This is a genomic window from Pseudomonas sp. GW456-L13, from assembly GCF_017350115.1.
In the GTDB taxonomy this organism is placed as follows: domain Bacteria; phylum Pseudomonadota; class Gammaproteobacteria; order Pseudomonadales; family Pseudomonadaceae; genus Aquipseudomonas; species Aquipseudomonas jessenii.
The window spans coordinates 1,215,045-1,236,807 of sequence record NZ_JACNAS010000002.1; the positions used below are offsets into that span (position 1 = coordinate 1,215,045).

Sequence of the window (21,763 nt, forward strand, 5' to 3'; positions counted from 1 at the left end):
CCGGCACCTACGAAGTTATGGCGATTTAGTCTTGGTCCGTGTGAAATCAGTACTCGCCATTAATCTTTCGTGAACATACTCCTCAAATTGTTCGGCTGGCAGTGGCGGGGAAAACAGGAAGCCCTGATAGGTCTGGCAGCCATGCTTGACCAAAAAGATGCGCTGAGCTTCTGTCTCCACACCTTCTGCAATCACCGAAAGCCCCAATATCTGGCTCAGGCTCACAATCGCGCAGGCGATGGCGGCGTCGTTGGGATCAACCAGCACATCTCTGATGAAGGACTGATCGATCTTGAGTTGATCCAGCGGAAGGCTCTTCAGGTATGACAGTGACGAGTAGCCGGTTCCGAAATCATCCAGCGAAAGGCCTATGCCGATCTCTTTCAACTCGATCATTTTGGCGACAGTACCTTCCATATCCTCTATCAGCAGGCCTTCGGTCAGTTCCAGTTTCAATTTCTTCGGATCGGCCCCCGTGTATCTCAGTACTTGCAGTACCTCCTCGACGAAGTCCGGATGGTGAAACTGGCGGGCGCTGACATTCACAGCCATACCCAGTCGGGCGGTTTCCGAACGCTTTGCCCAGGCAACCAGCTGAGTGCAGGCTGCCTGCAGCGCCCAACGGCCTAACGGCAGAATCAACCCCGTTTCCTCTGCCAATGGAATGAACTCGCCTGGAAACACGACTCCGCGCTCAGGATTCTGCCATCTCATCAGTGCCTCCGCGCCAATGATACGGCCCTCACTATTCACCTGCGGCTGGTAATGAAGAAGGAATTCGTTGTCCTGCAAGCCTTGGCGCAAGTCTACTTCCAGTCTGGCGCGTGCCGTGGCAACCGCCTGCATTTCCGGATCGAAGAAGCGCATGGTATTGCGGCCCGCTGCCTTGGCGCGATACATCGCCAGGTCAGCGCGCTTCAGAATATCGTCCGCTGTACTCAGTTGCCCCTGGAACAGCGCAATGCCGAGGCTGGGGGTGCTGTGGTGCTCATATCCATCCAACTGGTAGGAAATGTTCAGAGAGTTGAGAATCTTTTCGCCAATAGCCTTGGCCTGGATAGCTGCTTCTGGAGGATTCTCATTAAGGCCATCCAGCAGGACGACGAATTCGTCTCCGCCCAGGCGAGCCACGGTGTCGCTCTCGCGTATGCAGCCGCAAAGGCGCAGAGCAACTTGCTGCAGCAACATGTCGCCTCTGTCATGACCCAGCGTGTCGTTCAGTGCCTTGAAGTTATCCAGGTCAATGAGAATTATCCCGTTCGTATGCAGGCTACGGGCGCTGCCCGCCAGCAGATGCTGTAACCGGTCCAACATGAGCCGCCTGTTGGCCAGCCCGGTCAACTGATCGTAGAAGGCCAAACGCTGGACCTCTTGCTCAGCGGTCTTACGGTGGGTGATGTCAGTATTGATCGACAGAACGGATTGCGGCTGGCCATCATCGTCTCGCACCAGGGTTCGATGACTTTCGAGCGTGATGGTGCAGCCATCCCGGCGTCGAAGTGTAACTTCGTCCGCCCAGTCACCCGTTTCTATCAGGCTGTCAGTGGCCGCATTGAAAGCGGCGCTACCCTGGTAGATCAACTCCTGTGCCGATTTGCCGAGCGCCTCTTCCTTTGACAGACCGTAGAGACGCTCGGCACTTTTGTTCCAGTACAGGATGCGGTTATCCATCCCGTGAACGACAATGGCGTCCTGGGCCTTGTCCAGCAGCGATGCTTGCTGGCGGGCCTGCTTCTCGCTTTCGCGCAGCACTGCCAGATAACCTTCCCTTTCGGCTGCTTGCGACTCCATTTCGCGCCTGATCTTGCCCCCGTAGATAACGGCCGCACTGACCATCAGTAGCACGAACACCATGATCGCGTATTCGACCCGGCGCAGTTCTTCGACCGACTCAAGCTCCTCCTCCAGGAGCTTGCTTTGAATCAGGCCAACGCGATCCCGCACGGTACTGAGTGAGGCGAGCAACAGGGCAAACTTCCTGTCCATCGTTGCCATGCGTTTGCCGGCATTGTCCGACTGCCCCTCCCTGAAGTAGGAAAAGATCAGCAAGGCCTCGTTCACCATTTCGACCATCGCGGCATCAACTGCACCCACCTCATCCTTCAATGCAAGGGTAAAGGCCTGTATATCTGCACTGTGTTCAGCCTCATTGGCGATCCGTACTTCCAACTGTTTTTTGGCCATTGCCAAATGCTCGTTGAAGGCGCGCAAGGCTTCATTCATGTTCCGCGATTCGGCTTCAACATTATGTGTATCGAACACATTATTGCCCGGCGCATTGACTGTGGAAGCCAGGCTGCCCAGCGTTGAATAGCTCGACAGCTGTTGGACCCACGACTGGTTTGCCTTGATGGAGCGGTGATAGGTATCGACGATCAGGTGATTCAATAGCACGCTCAGCACAACAACCAGCACGTCGAATCCCGCAAGAAAAAAGTACATGCGGTGCCATTTGGTCGAGCGCGGCTTATTTGAACTGGTGGGTATGGCTTGCTTTGCGGCGGTTTTATTCCTGAAAAAATCCATTTCACAAACTCCAAACATAATCCTTCTAAATTGACCAATAGAAGCAGTATTCGGAAACCAATCAACCTTTTGTGCCGACACCTGAACCTGAGAACACACCGCGCGTAGCATTAGCCAAATTTTTTCTCTGTTCTGGATTCACGCTGGTTTTCGTGAGCGAAGCTCCCGAGTGTCGTTGCGCATTTGCGCCCCTGAACTGGATGCTTCATGCAGGATAGTCGAGTGACACAGGGCACGTTGCGGGTCATTTCCGCGCAGCCTGCCGGACTGCCTGATCAGCTTCGACAACAGACCAAGCATAGCCACTAATTTGCCATTATTCTGTTCGCCGACTGCTCCAGGTCGGTAGCAGCCCTTGACGGTCGGCAGCTTTCGGCTGTGGATTCAACCGGTCGATGCAACACAGCTAAATTCTGTGTAGGCAGAAGGAGTGTTGCAGGCTTGCTCTGTTGTGAAATTGTCACTGGCTGAACCCGTCCCTGCTATCTACGACATGCGCCGTTGCCGCCTGATACCGGTGCGGCAGATACGTTTCAAGCAGCTCCAGCCATGCTTTTCGCTCGCATCACCCTTGGTTCCGGGATGGCCGAATGACTGCCGCGACACGGCAAGGCTTTACTGCACCTTATCGTGCAGACCTGACAGCAGCGTTTGATTCACTCATCGAACCAAATTCTCCCAAGCAAGGCAGGTAATGTCGGCAGTTGACCGTCATAGACTAACCTCCACCTCTGACGAACGCTCAAATGAAGGGTTGCCATGGGTTTGCAATGAGGCAGATTGGCAGTCACTCACTCGTTCCACACGTAAAAAAATACGTGAAAAAAGTTAGATTAGATAAGTGACTGACTTATGGAAGATAAAACAAATGTAACTGTTAACAAGGCTCCGGAAGTCGTGAGTCAACCGATCGAGCCCGACGCACCGAGCCATGCCGCTCAACAGCGTCAGCGTGCCAGCCATCTGGCCCAGGCCGTACGCAAAGAACTGCAAAAAGCGGTGATTGGCCAGGACAGCGTGATCGACGACGTCCTGACGGCACTGATCGCCGGCGGCCACGTGCTGCTCGAAGGCGTGCCGGGTTTGGGCAAGACCCTGTTGGTGCGCGCCCTCGCCCGCTGCTTCGGCGGCGAGTTCGCACGCATCCAGTTCACCCCGGACCTGATGCCCAGCGATGTCACCGGGCATGCCGTGTATGACTTGCAGACTGAACAATTCAAACTGCGCAAAGGGCCATTGTTCACCAACCTGCTACTGGCCGACGAGATCAACCGTGCCCCTGCGAAAACCCAGGCCGCGCTGCTCGAAGCCATGCAGGAACGGCAAGTCACCCTCGAAGGCCGTCCATTGCCGATTGCGCAACCGTTCATGGTGCTTGCCACGCAGAACCCGATCGAACAGGAAGGCACTTACCCCCTGCCGGAGGCTGAACTGGACCGCTTCATGCTCAAGGTCCGCATGGATTACCCCGACGCCGAGCAGGAGCTGGACATGGTGCGTCAGGTCAGCCGCTCGACCCGGGCCGACATGCTTGATGTCCAACCGATGCGCACGTTATTGCAGGCCAGGGATGTACTGGCCCTGCAACGCATCGCTAGCGACCTGGCACTGGACGACCAGGTGCTCGATTACGCCGTGCGCCTGGCCCGTTCCACCCGCAACTGGCCTGGTTTGATCCTCGGCGCCGGCCCACGCGCATCCATCGCGCTGGTGCGATGTGCCCGGGCCCGGGCGCTGCTGCGCGGCGGTGAGTTCGTGATTCCGGATGACATCAAAGGCTGCGCCCTGGCCGTGCTGCGCCATCGTGTGCGCATCGCGCCGGAGCTGGATATCGAGGGTCTGGATGTCGATCAGGTGCTCCAGCAGTTGCTCGACCAAGTGCCGGCGCCGCGCCTGTGAAACCCTCGCGCCTGATGCTCGTCTGGCTGTTGATCCTGCTGGCCTGCACCATTGTGTCGGGCACTTTGCGGGCATTGGAGGTCTCGGTTCCGACGAATCTCATGGCGATCAACTGGGGGTTGCTGCTGGCGCTGCTGGCCCTGGCACTGCTGGATGCGGTGCGCGTGAAGCGCCTGCCGTCGCCCCACCTGAAACGCCAGATACCCGGCAGCCTGGCGCTGGGTCGATGGAGCGAGGTGCAACTGACGGTCGAGCACGACTTTGCGCAACCGCTGAAGGTACAAGTCTTCGACCATGTGCCACCGGGCTTGAGTTTCGAAAACCTGCCGCTGACGGTCGAGCTGCAACCCGGCCAGCACAGCCTGGCCGGTTATCGCCTGCGCCCGCTCAAGCGCGGCCACTTCAGCTTCGAACACTGCGAAATCAACCTGCCAAGCCCCTTGGGACTCTGGTCGCAAAGACGCTTGCTCGACCTGCCCGACGCCACCCGCGTCTACCCCGACTTCGCCCGTCTCTATGAAGGGCAATTACTGGCGGTGGACAACTGGCTCAGCCAGCTTGGCGTCCGCCAGAAACAACGGAGGGGCCTGGGCCTGGAATTCCATCAATTGCGCGAATTTCGCGAGGGCGACAGCCTGCGCCAGATCGACTGGAAAGCCACCGCGCGCCAGCGCACGCCGATTGCCCGGGAATATCAGGACGAACGCGATCAGCAAATCATTTTCATGCTCGACTGCGGCCGGCACATGCGCAGCCAGGATGATGAGCTGTCGCACTTCGATCACGCCCTCAACGCCTGTTTGTTGCTCAGCTACGTCGCTCTACGTCAGGGCGACGCCGTGGGCCTGAGTACTTTTGCCAGCGAACAGCCGCGCTACCTCGCGCCGGTAAAAGGCACCAGCCATCTCAACACCCTGCTCAACACCGTCTATGACTTGAACAGCACCCAACGCAGCGCCGACTATCAAGCCGCGGCCACGCAACTGCTGGCACGGCAAAAACGCCGGGCACTGGTGGTGCTGGTGACCAACCTGCGCGAAGAGGACGACGATGAATTGCTTCCGGCCATCCACCGCCTGAGCCGGCAGCATCAGGTGCTGGTAGCGAGCCTGCGCGAAGACGTGCTCGACACCCTGCGTCAGTCACCGGTGCAGACTTTGCCCGAAGCATTGGCCTATTGCGGGACCGTGGACTACCTGAATGCACGCGCCGAACTCAATGAGCGCTTGAACGCTCATGGCGTATTGGTGATGGATGCGCGGCCCGGTGAGTTGGGGGCAGAGTTGGTGACTCGGTACCTGGGCTGGAAGAGAACCGGACTCTGAGCCTGGGCAATCACTCACAGCCAGGTTCCCATTGATCTCAGGCCGAAGCCGGCAGCGGCAGAAAACTGAAATACTGCTTCAACGCCTCTACCAGTTGCCCATACTCCGGCGGTGCCCGTTGCAGGCTGAACCCGGCGTCGAAATGTTGGGGGGTCGCGTCTTCGTGGCACCACAGGCAACAGGCCTGCAGGTCGATGATTCGCAGACCACCTTCGCTGGCGGGAATTTTCAGGCGCAGGCTGAAGTCCGCGCCGATCATCATCGGCAGCTGGCTGATCAACATCAGCCCGTCTTCGGAGACATTACCCAGGTAGCCGATGGGTTTGCCGGTGATGCCGTTGAACACTTTCAGGAAGTACGGCAGTTGATGCCGCTCGATTCGGCGGTCAGTGAACATGCGCAAATTCGCTATGCAAGGCTCTTAAGCAGAGCCGCACTACTGCTTCGGAACGGGTATGCATAAGTCTTTGCCCGCTCTCCCCGCTTCCGGTGCGCCAGTCCTTGTAGCGCAGAGTCTTGCTTGTACCGGTCACAGGTGTTGCCCCGGTTCATCAGAGACAACGCTCTAAAACCGGTTCCCTGGACTATAGCTCACCACCGCCGGGGAGCCAGCGATCAGAGGGTTACGGCCGTCAGAACTGCGTGGATTTTGTCGCGGCGGCACTGCGCAACGGGTAGTGACCCAGGCTTTGCAGGGTTTCCAGACGAGCTCGGGCGCGGTAGGCGTATTCGCTCTGTGGGTACGACGCGATGATGAACTGATACGTCTGCGCCGCATCGACAAACATCTTCTGCCGTTCCAGGCAAAGGCCGCGCATCATCGATGCTTCCGGCCACACATAAGGTCGCGCCCGGCTTTCGCGCTCGACCTTGGACAGTTCAAGCATGACTTGCTCGCAATTGCCCCGGTCATAGGCTTTGTAGGCATTGTTCAAATGATGGTTCATCGACCAACGGGTGCAGCCCGTGACGCTGAGGGCGCTGATGGCAAGGGCGGCAATGAGTACGCAACGCATGGGAAAATCTCCTGTCATGAACGCTGTATCGACCCATGGTCGGAAATCTTCAGGCTGCCTGATGCAAAGTTGCGCGGTTCTATAAAGAAGGCAATAACCAGGTTCTTCGAAAAAACCAAGCTCTTCACGAAAAGTAGTGCATACGAACAATGACTACACCTTCGGAGCATAGTAGCCTCACTCAGCGCTTGAACTCAGGAGTCTTTGCATGTCCGTCCGTCGTACCAAAATCGTCGCCACCCTTGGCCCGGCCAGTAACTCGCCGGAAGTTCTCGAACAGCTGATTCTGGCTGGCCTGGACGTCGCCCGCCTGAACTTCTCCCACGGCACCCCCGACGAGCACAAGGCTCGCGCGAAGCTGGTGCGTGACCTCGCTGCCAAGCACGGCCGCTTCGTCGCCCTGCTGGGTGACCTGCAAGGCCCGAAAATCCGTATCGCCAAATTCGCCAACAAGAAGATCGAGCTGAAGATCGGTGATCAATTCACCTTCTCCACCAGCCATCCTCTGACCGAAGGCAACCAGCAAGTGGTCGGCATCGACTACCCGGACCTGGTCAAGGACTGCGGTGTGGGCGACGAGCTGCTGCTCGACGACGGTCGCGTGGTGATGCGCGTCGATACCGCCACCGCCACCGAACTGAACTGCACCGTGACCATCGGTGGCCCGCTGTCCGATCACAAAGGCATCAACCGTCGCGGTGGCGGCCTGACCGCTCCGGCCCTGACTGAAAAAGACAAGGCCGACATCAAGCTCGCCGCGGAAATGGAAGTCGACTACCTCGCGGTATCCTTCCCGCGTGACGCCGCCGACATGGAGTACGCCCGTCAACTGCGCGACGAGGCCGGCGGCACTGCCTGGCTGGTGGCGAAGATCGAACGCGCCGAAGCCGTGGCCGACGACGAAACCCTCGACGGCCTGATCAAGGCGTCCGACGCGGTGATGGTTGCCCGTGGTGACCTGGGTGTGGAAATCGGCGACGCCGAGCTGGTGGGCATCCAGAAGAAAATCATTCTGCACGCACGCCGCCACAACAAGGCGGTGATCGTGGCGACCCAGATGATGGAGTCGATGATCCAGAACCCGATGCCGACCCGCGCCGAAGTGTCCGACGTAGCCAACGCCGTGCTCGACTACACCGATGCCGTGATGCTCTCGGCCGAAAGCGCCGCTGGCCTGTACCCGCTGGAAGCCGTTCAGGCCATGGCGCGTATCTGCGTCGGTGCCGAAAAGCACCCGACCAGCAAGACCTCCAGCCACCGCATCGGCAAGGAATTCCAGCGCTGCGACGAAAGCATCGCGCTGGCGACCATGTACACCGCCAACCACTTCCCGGGCGTGAAGGCGATCATCGCCTTGACCGAAAGTGGCTACACCCCGCTGATCATGTCGCGCATCCGCTCCTCGGTGCCGATCTACGCGTTCACCCCGCACCGCGAAGCCCAGGCTCGCGCGGCAATGTTCCGTGGCGTGTACACCATCCCGTTCGACCCGGCTTCGCTGGCGCCGAACGAAGTCAGCCAGAAGGCTATCGACGAGCTGGTCAAGCGCGGCGTGGTACAGAAAGGCGACTGGGTCATCCTGACCAAAGGCGACAGCTACCACACTACCGGTGGCACCAACGGCATGAAGATCCTGCACGTTGGCGATCCGATGGTCTGAGTGACCGGCTGCTGAAAAACAAAAGCCCCGCCATGTGAATGGCGGGGCTTTTTGCATTCTGATCCGATAGTTGTGTTGTTCAGGCTGGCCTCATCGCGAGCAAGCTCGCTCCCACAATGGTTTGGTGTACACAAATCTACTGTGGGAGCGAGCTTGCTCGCGATGGGGCCGGCCCAGTCAGCGAAAGATTCAATGCCGCTTGATGAACCCCGTCAACGCCGCCAACGCCTCCGGCGACCGCAGCCGCTGGGTAAACAACGCACCCTCCTCTTCAATCACCTTGCGCAACAGCTCCCGGTCCGGCGCTTTCATCAATTGCTTGCTGATACGCACTGCTTCCGGCGGCAGCGACTCGAATCGCAACGCCATCTCCCGCGCCCTGGCCAAGGTTTCTTCGCCACTGCCCAAGGCTTCGGACGCAATACCCCACGCGGCAGCCTGCTCCCCATTGAAACCTTCACCGAGCAGCAACAACTCCGCCGCCTTGGCCTGCCCGAGCAGACGCGGCAGGATCAGGCTGGAGCCGAACTCCGGGCAAAGACCAAGGTTGACGAACGGCATGCGCAGCCGGGCGTCGCGGCTGACGTAGACCAGGTCGCAATGCAGCAACATGGTCGTACCAATGCCCACCGCCGCTCCGGCCACGGCGGCGACCACCGGTTTGCGGCATTCGAGCAAGTTGAGCATGAAATGGAACACCGGGCTGTCGAGGCTGTTCGGCGGTTGCTGGATGAAATCGGCGATGTCGTTGCCGGCGGTGAAGCATTCGGCAGAGCCGGTGATCAACACGGCGTTGACATTCGGATCGCTGTCGGCCTGTTTCAGCGCCTCGGCCAAGTGGCTGTACATGGCGCGGGTCAGGGCGTTTTTCTTGTCCGGGCGATTCAGGCGCAGGGTCAACAGGCCGCGTTCGCGTTCAACTTGGATGGCATCGGTCATGGCAGGTCTCGCGTCTGAAAAGTCAGCGCTCAACCACGGGGCAGGAACACATCGGCCAGCAGTTGATTGCGCGGCAATCCCGCCAGGTACAGACGCCGGGCAAAGGCGTCGACACTGTCGGGGCCTCCGCAGAGTAAGGCCAGGGTTTGCCGGGAAACAAGCCGCAGTTGCGCCAAAGCCGCTGGCAACTCGGCCGGGGTCCACAGTTCGACACTCAGGTTCGGACGGCTGGTTGCCATGGCTTGCAGGGGTTTGGCCAGGTAGTGCTCATTGGCATCATGGGCCAGGTGGATGACGCGGATGGTGCCTTGGTGATCCTGGCGCAATGCTTCGCGCAAGACACCAAACAATGGCCCCAATCCGGTGCCGGCCGCCATCAACCACAACGGCCGGGCGTGCCAGTCAGGGTCATAATGCAAGGCACCGCCGCGCAGTTCACCGAGACGGATCGGATCGCCGATGCGCATTTGCCTGGCGGCATCGCTGAATTCCCCGGGCGTGCGGCAATCGAGATGAAACTCCAGAAAACGGTCTTCCTGCGGCAGGCTGGCGAGGGAATACGGCCGCGCCACGCTGCCCGCCCACAACACCAGGTGCTGCCCGGCGCTATAACGCAACGGTCGCTGGGGGATTACCCGCAAGCGCAGCACCGTGGTAGTCAGCCAATCGACCGCCGCGACTTCGGCCGGATGACCATCGGTTTGCGGGTCGAAGGCGTGCACCTGCAAGTCCTCGACCACCTGGCACTGGCACGCCAGCCGCCAGCCTTGTTCACGCTGCTGTGCACTCAAGGCATCGGGGCGGCTGTCGTTCGGCAGGCCCCGCACACACTGCACCAGGCACGCATGACAACTGCCGGCGCGGCAACTGTAAGGCACTGGCACACCGTTCTGATTCAGTGCATCGAGCAGATTGCTGCCCGCCGCCACCGACCAATGGCGCTCGCCGACCCGCAGCTCAGGCATCGACGTTCTCCCACGCTGCCGCGCATCGGTTGCGGCCGTCACGCTTGGCGCGATAGAGCGCCTGATCGGCCTGCTGCAACGCATCATCGAGGTCGTCACCCAATTCCAGCAGGGTCATGCCGGCGGACAGGCTGAGGTTGCGTACATTCAGACCAATCAGCTCGACATCGGTGAACGCGATGCGCAGCCGTTCGCAGCACGAAGTCAGACTGTCGGCATCGCAATCGGGCAGCAGCACCACGAACTCTTCGCCACCGTAGCGAGCCAGTACGTCACCGTCACGCAGGCACGCGCTGGCAACGCCGGCAAAGGCTTGCAGCACCTGATCGCCGGCAGCATGACCGTGCAGGTCGTTGATGCGTTTGAAATGGTCGAGGTCTATCAGCGCCAGGCCATGCACGACACCGGCGTCCATGGCGTTCAGCTCGCGTGACGCCAGGCGCAGGAAATGCCGACGATTGAACAGGCCCGTGAGCTCGTCGGTGGCCACCAGGTCTTCGAGCTGGCGCATCATCCCGCGCAACGTGTCCTGGTGCGCCTGCAAGGCAAAACGCCGCTGGCGCATGCGTTGTCGCGAGGCCTGGACATAGCGGGCATACAGCACCAGCCACACCAGCACGATGAACAGCACACAGACCTGCAACACCGCCATGGCCGGGTCAGGCAGCTGGAAGTGGTAGCCCTCCCACAGCGTGATCGCACTGAAACTCAAAAACACCAGCAGCGCGCATCGTACTAAAGACCGGCGAGACAGATGGAACAGGCCGAACAGCAGGATCAGCACGTAAAACACCAGAAACGCGCCCCGGGCTTCGTCCAGATGGGCAATCAGCCAGGTTTGCCAACCCAGCCCCAGCAACACTTGTGCCTCGGTCAGGCTGGGGTCGGCGAAACGCAGGTTGCAGCCGCTGTAGAACACCGCGAACAGGATGGCCTGACTGATCACTACCAGTGCGCTGCCGATGGCGACACTGGAAAGCGGCGCGTTGTAGTGACCGGTAAAAAACGCCAGCCACAGCAACAGTAATGCCAGGGCATAGGTGCCGGCCGCGAGGGCGAAACGTTTGAGCAACAGGCGCTGGATGGCGTTTTGGGTCAATCGTTGATTCACCAAATGAAAGGAGACTGACAGAGCGTCCTACTCTACAGACCGAATGTCACTTTAGTGGCGTGGCCGATAAATGACCATTCAATTTTCGGGATCGACGGTCCGGGCCTTGCGCGCCCCTGTGGCGAGGGGGCTTGTCGGATCGCCGCATCGCCCCGTTGGACTGCGGAGCAGTCCCGGTAACAGACAGGTCGTTGTGTCAGGCGGATTGTTTTCACCGGTTTTGCGGCTGCTTCGCAACCGAACGGGGGCAAGCCCCCTCGCCACAAAAGCCACGCACTCCTCTTGCAGCTGCTTCTATGCGACCAACGATTGACTGCCGGCGCGTGTGCCTGTCCGCGAGGCGCGGTATACTGCCGCGCCTTTTTAGCGTCGCGCCAGCTTGCCCGGCGTGCCTTGAAAGGTGCTTGCAACCGACCGATGCACCCAAGCTGCAAGCACCTTATTGAATGTTCCCGTCTTTTAGAGGAGCGCGACTCATGACCGTGATCAAGCAAGACGACCTGATTCAGAGCGTTGCCGACGCCCTGCAGTTCATTTCCTACTACCACCCCGTGGATTTCATCCAGGCGATGCACGAGGCCTACCTGCGCGAAGAATCGCCAGCGGCCCGCGACTCGATGGCACAGATCCTGATCAACTCGCGCATGTGCGCCACCGGCCACCGCCCGATCTGCCAGGACACCGGTATCGTCACCGTGTTCGTGCGTGTCGGCATGGACGTGCGCTGGGATGGCGCCACCATGGGCCTGGACGACATGATCAACGAAGGCGTACGTCGCGCCTACAACCTGCCGGAAAACGTCCTGCGTGCTTCGATCCTCGCCGACCCGGCGGGCGCTCGCAAGAACACCAAGGACAACACCCCGGCGGTCATCCACTACTCCATCGTTCCGGGTAACACCGTGGAAGTGGACGTGGCAGCCAAGGGCGGCGGCTCCGAGAACAAGTCGAAGATGGCCATGCTCAACCCGTCCGACTCGATCGTCGACTGGGTGCTCAAGACAGTTCCGGAAATGGGCGCCGGCTGGTGCCCACCGGGCATGCTCGGCATCGGCATCGGCGGCACCGCCGAGAAAGCTGCCGTCATGGCCAAGGAAGTGTTGATGGAATCCATCGACATTCACGAGCTGAAGGCCCGTGGCCCACAGAACCGCATTGAAGAAATGCGCCTGGAGCTGTTCGAGAAGGTCAACCAACTGGGCATCGGCGCCCAGGGCCTGGGTGGCCTGACCACCGTGCTCGACGTGAAGATCATGGACTACCCGACTCACGCCGCTTCGCTGCCGGTGTGCATGATCCCGAACTGCGCCGCCACCCGTCACGCACACTTCGTGCTCGACGGTTCCGGCCCTGCTTCGCTGGAAGCGCCACCGCTGGACGCCTACCCGGAAATCGTCTGGGAAGCAGGTCCGTCGGCCCGTCGTGTCAACCTCGACACCCTGACCCCGGAAGAAGTGCAGAGCTGGAAGCCGGGCGAAACCGTTCTGCTCAACGGCAAGATGCTCACCGGCCGCGACGCTGCGCACAAGCGCATGGTCGAGATGCTGAACAAGGGAGAAACCCTGCCGGTGGACCTCAAGGGTCGCTTCATCTACTACGTCGGCCCGGTCGATCCGGTCGGTGACGAAGTGGTTGGCCCGGCCGGTCCTACCACCGCCACGCGGATGGACAAGTTCACCCGTCAGATCCTCGAGCAAACCGGCCTGCTGGGCATGATCGGCAAATCCGAGCGCGGCCCGACCGCAATCGACGCGATCAAGGACCACAAGGCCGTCTACCTGATGGCAGTCGGCGGCGCGGCTTACCTTGTAGCGCAAGCGATCAAGAAATCCCGCGTAGTGGCTTTCGCCGAACTGGGCATGGAAGCGATCTACGAGTTCGACGTGAAAGACATGCCTGTGACTGTTGCCGTCGACAGCAAAGGTGAGTCGGTACACATCACCGGTCCTGCCATCTGGCAGAAAAAGATCAGTGAAAGCCTGGCGGTAGAAGTGCAGTAAGCGCTTGGACTGCTCCAGAAAAGGCGACAGGGTTATCCCTGTCGCCTTTTTTATTGCCAAACCATCCCCCTGCAGGAGCGAGCCCGCTCGCGAAGGACGCATGGACGACACGGGCTGTCTGGTGCCCCGCGTTATCGTTGACTTCCATCGCGAGCAGGCTCGCTCCTACAAGGGCCAAGTCGCTCATGTTATCGTGCGCCCCCTCCGTATTCCTTGTGTAAGCCCTGCATGTTTGAGTCATCTCGATCCCTGCGTCTGACGCTATACACCGTGCTGATCATTGCCGGCGCCGCCTTCGCCGCCACTCTGGCCATGCGCCACACCGTGCGCCAGTCAATGGTCGAAGACGCGGCTCGCGCCAATCAGCAACTGGCGCTGTACGCCACGTCCCTGCATACCCTGATCGAACGTTACCGCGCCCTGCCCGCGGTGTTGGCGCTGGACCCGGAGCTGCGCTCGGCGCTCAAGGGCAAGGTCAGTTCCGAACAGCAGGACGCATTGAACCGCAAACTGGAAAAAATCAACGGCGCCGCCCAATCATCGACCCTGGAACTGCTCGATCGCACCGGCCTCGCCGTGGCGGCGAGCAACTGGCGTTTGCCCAGCAGTTATGTCGGCCACAACTACGGTTTCCGTCCCTATTTCAACCAGACCCGCACCCAGGGCACCGGGCGCTTTTACGCCGTGGGGGTGACCAGCGGAATTCCCGGCTACTTCCTCTCCAGCGCGGTCAGCGATGACGATGGCCAGTTCCTCGGTGCGATGGTGGTGAAACTGGAGTTCCCCGAACTGGAACGCGAGTGGCGCCAGGGCAGCGACACACTGCTGGTCAGCGACGCACGTGGAATAATCTTCATCGCCAACCAGCCGGGCTGGCGCTATCGCCTGCTCAAGCCGCTGAGCGACAGCGATCATGCCGAACTCAAGACCACCCGCCAGTACGACAAGCAGCCGCTGACGCCGCTTGAGTTTCAATCGTTGCGGCGCTTCGACGACAACAGCGACCTGGCTCGGGTCGATGGCCCCGACGGCAAGGCGGATTACCTGTGGGAATCCCTGCCGCTGAATACCGAGGGCTGGACCCTGCACCTGCTGCGGCGCCCACAAGTCGCCTTCGAAGACAGCCGCAATGCTGCCCTCGCCGCGGCCGGGCTATGGCTGACCCTGGTGTTCCTGCTGCTGTTTCTCAACCAGCGCTGGCGCCTGGCCAAACTGCGTCAGCGCAGTCGCGAAGAACTCGAACAGCTTGTAGAAGAGCGTACCCGCGACCTGCGCACCGCCCAGGAAGGTCTGGTGCAGTCAGCCAAACTCGCGGCGCTGGGGCAGATGTCCGCCGCCCTGGCCCATGAGATCAACCAGCCACTTACCGCCCAGCGCATGCAGCTGGCGACCTTGCGCCTGCTGCTCGACCACGGCCGGGTCGACGACGCCTACAAGGCGCTCAAGCCGGTGGATGAAATGCTCACCCGCATGGCGGCCCTCACCGGCCACCTGAAAACCTTCGCCCGCAAGAGCCCCAGCGGTTTGCGCGAACGCCTGGACCTGGCGGCGGTGGTGGATCAGTCGCTGCAACTGCTCGACACCCGGCTGCGCGACGAACAGGTCAGCACCGTGCTGCATCTGACCCGTCCGGCCTGGGTGCGTGGCGATGCGATTCGCCTGGAACAGGTGCTGATCAATCTGCTGCGCAATGCCCTCGATGCAATGCAGGACAAGCCCTGCAAACGCCTGGAAATCCGCCTCGAAGCCGACGAACAACTATGGCGCCTGAGTGTGATCGACAACGGCGGCGGTATCGCCGAAGAGAACCTGTCCAAGGTCTTCGATCCGTTCTTCACCACCAAACCGGTGGGCGATGGCCTGGGGATCGGTTTGGCCGTATCGTTTGCCATCGTTCACGAATCCGGCGGGCGCTTGAGTGCCGACAATCATGACAAAGGTGCCGTGTTCACCGTGACCTTGCCCATCGACCTGGAGGTGCATGAACCATGCTGAACTCAGTGATCGTGGTCGACGACGAAAGCAGCATCCGCAGTGCCGTCGAGCAATGGTTGAGCCTGTCGGGTTTCGAGGTGCAGTTGTTCAGTCGCGCCGATGAATGCCTGGCGCAATTGCCCAGGCATTTTGCCGGGGTGATTCTCAGCGATGTGCGCATGCCTGGCATGACCGGCCTCGAACTGCTGGCCGAGGTGCAGCGCCGGGATGCTGATTTGCCGGTGATCCTGCTGACCGGTCACGGCGATGTACCGATGGCCGTCGAAGCCATGCGCGACGGTGCCTACGATTTCCTCGAAAAACCCTTCAGCCCGGAAACCCTGCTCGGCAGCCTGCGCCGCGCCCTCGACAAACGCCGGCTGGTGCTGGAAAACCGCGCGCTGCACGAGCAGGCGGACAACCGCGCCAAACTGGATGCCACGCTGCTCGGCGTGTCCCGGGGTCTGCAGACCCTGCGTCGGCAAGTTTTGGACCTGGCAGCACTGCCGGTCAACGTGCTGATTCGCGGCGAAACCGGTAGCGGCAAGGAACTGGTCGCGCGTTGCCTGCACGACTTCGGGCCGCGGGCCGACAAGCCCTTTGTCGCACTCAACTGCGCGGCCATCCCCGAGCAATTGTTCGAGGCCGAGCTGTTCGGTCACGAAAGCGGCGCGTTCACCGGGGCGTCCGGCAAGCGCATCGGCAAGCTCGAATACGCCGACGGCGGCACACTGTTTCTCGATGAAATCGAAAGCATGCCGTTGGCCCAGCAAGTGAAACTGCTGCGGGTGTTGCAGGAGCAAAAACTTGAACGGCTGGGCTCGAACCAGAGCATCCGCGTGGATTTGCGCATCATTGCCGCGACCAAGCCGGACCTGCTCGACGAAGCGCGGGCCGGACGTTTTCGCGAAGACCTGGCCTATCGCTTGAACGTCGCTGAGCTACGCCTGCCGCCCTTGCGCGAACGCCGTGAAGACATACCCCTGCTGTTCGAATCCTTTGCCCAAAACGCCGCCGAACGCCTGGGACGCAAATTTCCACCGTTGAGCGGCGCCCAGTTGAGTCACCTGCTGAGCCACGACTGGCCAGGCAACGTGCGCGAATTGGCGAATGTCGCCGAGCGTCAGGTATTGGGGCTCGGTGAGCCGGAGCCCTTGGGCATCGAGCCCGGCCAGTCACTGGCGGCTCAGCAGGAGGCGTTCGAAGCGCAATGCCTGCGTGCGGCATTGACCCGGCACAAGGGCGATGTGAAAGCGGTGCTCGAAGAACTGCAACTGCCGCGCCGGACCTTCAATGAAAAGATGCAGCGGCATGGGTTGAGCCGGGAGATGTTTTTGCCCGAGGCCTGATTTTTGTGGTGTCTGCCCTGGCCCCATCGCGAGCAAGCTCGCTCCCACAGTGGATCTGTGTACGCCAAACATTGTGGGAGCGAGCTTGCTCGCGATGAGGCCTGTACAGGCAAAGCAACCAACCAAACCGTAAGCAATTTTCCGCCCATCAGCTGCCACGAATAAGCGGATTTCCGCTCACTGAAACACTCTACCCCCTCTAAACCGGCCCTCTCCCCGTTGGCACAGCTCCTGCTATAGCCCTGGCAGGCTGCGTTTCATCGCGCTCCACAAAAACAATTAAATGAAGGATCCTTCAATGGATAACTCCAACTCCCTGCCGCTTGGGTCGGCTGCCGCGCCGGCCAAAGAAAGAACCACTTCCAGCCGCATCAAGTCGATCTTCAGCGGCTCCGTTGGCAACATGGTCGAGTGGTACGACTGGTACGTCTACGCCGCCTTCTCCCTGTACTTCGCCAAGACCTTCTTCCCCAAAGGCGACACCACCGCCCAACTGCTCAACACCGCCGCGATCTTCGCCGTGGGCTTCCTGATGCGTCCGATCGGTGGCTGGCTGATGGGTCTGTATGCCGACAAGGTCGGGCGCAAAAAGGCCCTGATGGCCTCGGTGTACCTGATGTGCTTCGGCTCGCTGCTGATCGCCCTGAGCCCGGGTTATGAAGTCATCGGCATCGGCGCGCCGATCCTGCTGGTGTTCGCGCGCTTGCTGCAAGGCCTGTCGGTGGGTGGCGAATACGGCACCTCCGCCACTTACCTCAGCGAGATGGCGACCAAGGAGCGTCGCGGCTTCTACTCCAGCTTCCAGTACGTGACCCTGATCTCCGGTCAGCTCATCGCTTTGGCGGTGCTGATTGTCCTGCAGAACTTCCTGACCACCGAGGAGCTCTACGCCTGGGGCTGGCGCATCCCGTTCGCCATCGGCGCGCTGTGTGCCGTGGTTGCGCTGTACCTGCGTCGTGGCATGGAAGAAACCGAGTCCTTCACCAAGAAAGAAAAAGCCAAGGAAAGCGCGATGCGCACCTTGATGCGCCACCCCAAGGAACTGATGACCGTGGTCGGCCTGACCATGGGCGGTACGCTGGCGTTCTACACCTACACCACCTACATGCAGAAATACCTGGTGAATACCGTCGGCATGAGCATTTCCGACTCCACCACCATTTCCGCTGCCACGTTGTTCCTGTTCATGTGCCTGCAACCGATCATCGGCGGGCTGTCGGATAAAATCGGTCGTCGGCCGATCCTGATTGCCTTCGGCATCCTGGGCACGCTGTTCACCGTACCGATCCTGACCACCCTGCACACCATTACGACCTGGTGGGGCGCGTTCTTCCTGATCATGGCGGCGCTGATCATCGTCAGCGGCTACACCTCGATCAACGCCGTGGTGAAAGCCGAACTGTTCCCGACCGAAATCCGCGCCCTGGGCGTGGGCCTGCCGTACGCACTGACCGTATCGATCTTCGGCGGCACCGCCGAATACATCGCGCTGTGGTTCAAGAGCATTGGCATGGAGACGGGTTACTACTGGTATGTCACCGCGTGTATTGCCGTGTCGTTGCTGGTGTACATCACCATGAAAGACACCCGCAAGCATTCGCGGATCGTCACTGACTGACAGACGTCAGGCAGTTACCGCAAGGGTGACTGCCAAGGCCCCTTCGCGAGCAGGCTCGCTCCCACAGGTTGACCGCGTACCCCGGGAGGAATGCGGTCCAATGTGGGAGCGAGCCTGCTCGCGATAGGCGCAACTCGGTCTATCAGGACAACAGCGCACCCTCGCGCTTGCCGAACCTGTTCTCCACAGGCTTCATGAAAAATCCGTCACCCAGGTAAAAGAGCCGATTAATCACGCGTTAATGCTCGCCGCCCAACCTTTAACGGCCTGATCGATTCATTGCGATGCGCTCACTCAGTCCTTGAAAGCGAAAAAGCCTGACGGCCTTAACATCCAATTAATCGATAAGTAGCAGGATTTAATTGCGAAAATTAATCGATATATCTGGCGTCTTGGCTTTTTTCCACTAAACGCCAACGAGACGGGAGTCACTACCATGAAGACCAAACTGATCCTTGCCCTGGCCCTTTCCGTACTGGCCGCCAACACGTTCGCCGCCGATGGCTACGACAAAACCGGCTCGGCCTCTTACGGCTCCGGCGCCAGCGCCGCCATCGAACGCAGCCACTCGGGCACCTATGCTTCTGACGGCTTCGATAAAACCGGCACCGCGGACGCTATTGCTGCCGACGGTTTCGACAAAACCGGTAGCGCTGAAGCTATCGGCTGATCCGGCTTCAAAAACTGTAGGAGCGAGCTTGCTCGCGATGGACTCAAGCACGCCGCGTTCAGCCAGGGAACACGCGTAATCGTTAACGACCATCGCGAGCAAGCTCGCTCCTACAGGGGGTGAGGTCGGGCTGGAAATCTGCGGCGCGTGCTTGCACCATGAGCGCCTCCAGCCCGCTCCGGAAATTCTCTCCAATGCCTGACGACATCCACTTCTACGAACCCGCCAACGGCCACGGCCTGCCCCACGATCCGTTCAACGCTATCGTCGGCCCGCGCCCCATTGGCTGGATCTCTTCACAGGATGCCGAGGGCCACCTGAACCTGGCGCCCTACAGTTTCTTCAACGCCTTCAACTACATTCCGCCGATCATTGGGTTTTCCAGCGTCGGGCGCAAAGACAGCCTGAACAACATCGAACAGACCGGCGAATTCGCCTGGAACCTGGCCACGCGGCCGCTGGCCGAGCAGATGAACCAGAGCTGCGCCATGGTCGGGCCTGAGGTCAACGAATTCGAACTGGCCGGGTTGACGACCGCTGCCTCGAAGGTCATTCAGGTGCCACGGGTCGCCGAGAGCCCGGTGTCCTTCGAGTGCAAGGTCACGCAGATCATTCAGTTGCAACGGGCGGACGGCAACGTGGTGCCGAGCTGGCTGATCCTCGGCGAAGTGGTCGCCGTGCATATCGCCAAATGGCTGTTGAAGGACGGGGTATACGACACCGCCGCGGCAGAACCGATTCTGCGCGGCGGCGGGCCGGCGGATTACTTCCAGTTGGGGCCTGAGGCGTTGTTCAAGATGTACCGCCCGGAGGTGGTGAAGTGATCACCAGAGCAGGTCGGTGTCTTCTTTGACGTCCTTGAGGTGGGTCAGCTCTTTGGCCGCTGCCAGGTCGGCGTCATGGGCGGTCTTGAAGATCTGCCCTTCCAGCACCTTGTGAAAACGCGGGGCGCCGGAACCACCCAGCGCTTTGACGGCGATAGCGGCGTGGTAACCACCCTCGCCCGGTACTACAGCGGAAACAGCTTCGAAGTGTTCAAAGGCTTTACGTGCCATGTCGCGAATCCTGGCTGGTTGAGAATGCCGTCATTAAACCCTCAACCGGCCAGTTTGTGTACCGCCACTGCTGACTGCCCCAGGGCCTGCGCCGCCGAGACATCCTTGAAGGTGTGGAAATCCAGACTGTTGACCACCAGCTCCTGCACCAGCTCGGCAAAAATCTCCATCGCCGGCGTGCTGAAGTACGCGGTCATGGCCTGTTGATTGCTCCAGAAACCGGACACCAGCCACAGCTCCGGATCGCATTGCGAATGCTGCAAGGCAAAGCTCAGGCAGCCTGGCGCTGCGCGGGACGGTTCGATCAGGGCGCTGAGGCGCACACCGAGTTCCTCCGAGCGCCCGGCGCGCGCTCGAACGAAGGCCATATGACTGACGGGGATCTGCGTGGACATGTTCAACCCTCCCGGGGAGTCGCGTGGCAGCCGGGGGACGGGCTGCGACAGGATCAAAGGTTAAGGGCCGCGACGCCTGTCTCGTTAGTCGATTCCTGCCGGCGCGTTGCACAATCCTGCGAAACTTCATCGCCAGCCTGTAACAAGCTGTAAAACCCTGTCACGGTTCTGCCATACGAGTTTCAAGCAAGTTCTTGCGGCACAAGGCTCTATTGGCTACACCGCCGGTCGCCCCCAGGCAGAATCAGGCAAGCATCCGGCAGGATGTGTCTACCGCTGTCGCTTGCACAAACTTATGCTCTGCACCACTCCCTTCATGCCTTGCCGAGGATGCCTCGCATGTCGTCGCTCGATCACTTTCAAGCCCCGCTGGACACCGACATGGAAAAGCAGCGCGCGGAACTGGCGGCCATCATCCGCCGCAACACCGCCGAAGATGGCAGTTATGCCACGGCCATCGGCTCGCTGTTCATGTCCCGCCACAGCCAGTCCCACGAGTTCGCCCCGGTGCTCGCGCAACCGGCGCTGTGCATCATGGCCCAGGGGCGCAAGGAAGTTCAGCTGGCCAACGAATACTTCAACTACGACCCGCTGAACTACCTGGTGGTCTCGGTCTCGATGCCGCTCAGTGGACGAGTGGTGGATGTCTCGCCTGAGGAACCGATCCTGGCCTTGCGCCTGGACATCGACCCGACGGAAATCACCGCACTGATCGCTGACGCCGGCCCCCTCGGCGTGCCCACCCGGCCGACCGGGCGCGGGCTGTATGTCGAAAAACTCGACACCGCGATGCTCGACGCCGTGCTGCGCCTGGCACGGTTACTGGACACGCCAAAAGACATCGCCATGCTCGCGCCGCTGATTCGCCGGGAGATCCTCTATCGCCTGTTGCGCAGTAAACAGGGGCATCGGCTGTACGAAATCGCCATCGCCAACAGCCAGAGCCATCGCATCAGCCAGGCGATCAAATGGCTCAACGGCAATTTCGAACAGCCGTTGCGCATTGATGAATTGGCCAAGGAAGTGAACCTGAGCGTGTCGACGCTGCATCACCGCTTCAAGGCGATGACGGCGATGAGTCCGTTGCAGTATCAGAAGCAGTTGCGCCTGCAGGAAGCACGGCGGCTGATGCTCGCCGAAGGGCTGGAGGCTTCGGCGGCGGGGTATCGGGTCGGGTATGAGAGTCCGTCGCAGTTCAGCCGGGAGTACAGCCGGTTGTTCGGGGCGCCGCCGTTGCGGGATCTGGCGCGATTGCGGTAGT

General features: G+C 60.5%; 18 protein-coding genes. 10 read left to right on the top strand and 8 right to left on the bottom strand.

Features of this window, described 5'->3' with window-relative positions:
• Positions 1-15: 15 nt before the first annotated feature.
• Positions 16-2,526 carry a bifunctional diguanylate cyclase/phosphodiesterase gene (locus J4D25_RS19605; protein ID WP_057713495.1) on the bottom strand — a complete coding sequence of 837 codons (2,511 nt, stop codon included), beginning with the start codon at positions 2,524-2,526 and terminating at the stop codon, positions 16-18.
• Positions 2,527-3,423: 897 nt separating this feature from the next.
• Here J4D25_RS19605 and J4D25_RS19610 point away from each other — a divergent pair.
• Both J4D25_RS19610 and J4D25_RS19615 read left to right on the top strand, forming a co-directional pair.
• Positions 3,424-4,425 carry a MoxR family ATPase gene (locus J4D25_RS19610; protein WP_057713494.1) on the top strand — a complete coding sequence of 334 codons (1,002 nt, stop codon included), beginning with the start codon at positions 3,424-3,426 and terminating at the stop codon, positions 4,423-4,425.
• Positions 4,422-5,750, top strand: a complete 1,329-nt coding sequence (locus tag J4D25_RS19615; RefSeq protein ID WP_057713493.1) for a DUF58 domain-containing protein — start codon at positions 4,422-4,424, stop codon at positions 5,748-5,750. Before J4D25_RS19610 ends, J4D25_RS19615 begins: the two co-directional genes overlap by 4 nt.
• Before the next feature lie 37 nt (positions 5,751-5,787).
• Here the strand turns inward: J4D25_RS19615 and J4D25_RS19620 are convergent, their stop codons facing one another.
• Both J4D25_RS19620 and J4D25_RS19625 read right to left on the bottom strand, forming a co-directional pair.
• Complete coding sequence (locus J4D25_RS19620) at positions 5,788-6,147, bottom strand: PilZ domain-containing protein (RefSeq protein ID WP_057713492.1); 360 nt, start codon at positions 6,145-6,147, stop codon at positions 5,788-5,790.
• Positions 6,148-6,382: 235 nt separating this feature from the next.
• On the bottom strand, positions 6,383-6,766 hold the full coding sequence (locus tag J4D25_RS19625) for a tol-pal system YbgF family protein (protein ID WP_057713491.1): 384 nt from the start codon (positions 6,764-6,766) through the stop codon (positions 6,383-6,385).
• Positions 6,767-6,974: 208 nt separating this feature from the next.
• On the opposite strand from J4D25_RS19625, the gene pyk reads away from it, so the two are divergent.
• Positions 6,975-8,426, top strand: coding sequence for a pyruvate kinase (gene pyk / locus J4D25_RS19630; RefSeq protein WP_007978464.1), 1,452 nt, complete (start codon positions 6,975-6,977; stop codon positions 8,424-8,426).
• Positions 8,427-8,615: 189 nt separating this feature from the next.
• On the opposite strand, the gene J4D25_RS19635 is transcribed toward pyk, so the two are convergent.
• Genes J4D25_RS19635 through J4D25_RS19645 form a run of 3 tightly spaced genes read right to left on the bottom strand, consistent with a single transcriptional unit; the run spans position 8,616 to position 11,429 of the window.
• Positions 8,616-9,365, bottom strand: coding sequence for an enoyl-CoA hydratase-related protein (locus J4D25_RS19635; RefSeq protein WP_057713490.1), 750 nt, complete (start codon positions 9,363-9,365; stop codon positions 8,616-8,618).
• A gap of 29 nt (positions 9,366-9,394) precedes the next feature.
• Positions 9,395-10,330: an iron-sulfur-binding ferredoxin reductase gene (locus J4D25_RS19640; RefSeq protein ID WP_057713489.1), complete on the bottom strand. Its 936-nt coding sequence runs from the start codon at positions 10,328-10,330 to the stop codon at positions 9,395-9,397.
• The gene (locus J4D25_RS19645; RefSeq protein ID WP_057713488.1) at positions 10,323-11,429 is read right to left on the bottom strand and encodes a GGDEF domain-containing protein; all 1,107 of its coding nucleotides are present in this window, start codon (positions 11,427-11,429) and stop codon (positions 10,323-10,325) included. Before J4D25_RS19645 ends, J4D25_RS19640 begins: the two co-directional genes overlap by 8 nt.
• Before the next feature lie 488 nt (positions 11,430-11,917).
• On the opposite strand from J4D25_RS19645, the gene J4D25_RS19650 reads away from it, so the two are divergent.
• The 6 genes from J4D25_RS19650 (at position 11,918) to J4D25_RS19675 (ending at position 19,876) form a co-directional block, all read left to right on the top strand.
• Positions 11,918-13,441 carry a fumarate hydratase gene (locus tag J4D25_RS19650; protein ID WP_057396275.1) on the top strand — a complete coding sequence of 508 codons (1,524 nt, stop codon included), beginning with the start codon at positions 11,918-11,920 and terminating at the stop codon, positions 13,439-13,441.
• A gap of 228 nt (positions 13,442-13,669) precedes the next feature.
• On the top strand, positions 13,670-15,436 hold the full coding sequence (locus J4D25_RS19655; protein WP_057713487.1) for an ATP-binding protein: 1,767 nt from the start codon (positions 13,670-13,672) through the stop codon (positions 15,434-15,436).
• A complete protein-coding gene (locus J4D25_RS19660) occupies positions 15,430-16,764 on the top strand; it encodes a sigma-54 dependent transcriptional regulator (RefSeq protein WP_057713486.1) in 1,335 nt (444 codons plus the stop codon). The genes J4D25_RS19655 and J4D25_RS19660 overlap by 7 nt, the downstream gene beginning before the upstream one ends.
• A 298-nt stretch (positions 16,765-17,062) precedes the next feature.
• Positions 17,063-18,382 carry an MFS transporter gene (locus J4D25_RS19665; RefSeq protein ID WP_057713485.1) on the top strand — a complete coding sequence of 440 codons (1,320 nt, stop codon included), beginning with the start codon at positions 17,063-17,065 and terminating at the stop codon, positions 18,380-18,382.
• A 436-nt stretch (positions 18,383-18,818) separates the two neighbouring features.
• On the top strand, positions 18,819-19,052 hold the full coding sequence (locus J4D25_RS19670) for a hypothetical protein (RefSeq protein WP_057713484.1): 234 nt from the start codon (positions 18,819-18,821) through the stop codon (positions 19,050-19,052).
• Positions 19,053-19,246: 194 nt separating this feature from the next.
• Positions 19,247-19,876 (top strand): flavin reductase family protein, encoded by a 630-nt coding sequence (locus J4D25_RS19675; RefSeq protein WP_057713483.1) that lies wholly within the window; start codon positions 19,247-19,249, stop codon positions 19,874-19,876.
• On the opposite strand, the gene J4D25_RS19680 is transcribed toward J4D25_RS19675, so the two are convergent.
• Positions 19,877-20,107, bottom strand: coding sequence for a hypothetical protein (locus J4D25_RS19680; protein ID WP_057713482.1), 231 nt, complete (start codon positions 20,105-20,107; stop codon positions 19,877-19,879).
• A gap of 41 nt (positions 20,108-20,148) precedes the next feature.
• Positions 20,149-20,502, bottom strand: a complete 354-nt coding sequence (locus J4D25_RS19685; RefSeq protein WP_057713481.1) for a putative quinol monooxygenase — start codon at positions 20,500-20,502, stop codon at positions 20,149-20,151.
• Between the two features lie 339 nt (positions 20,503-20,841).
• Here J4D25_RS19685 and J4D25_RS19690 point away from each other — a divergent pair, with 339 nt between their 5' ends.
• Positions 20,842-21,762 (top strand): AraC family transcriptional regulator, encoded by a 921-nt coding sequence (locus J4D25_RS19690; protein WP_057713480.1) that lies wholly within the window; start codon positions 20,842-20,844, stop codon positions 21,760-21,762.
• Position 21,763 lies beyond the last annotated feature (1 nt).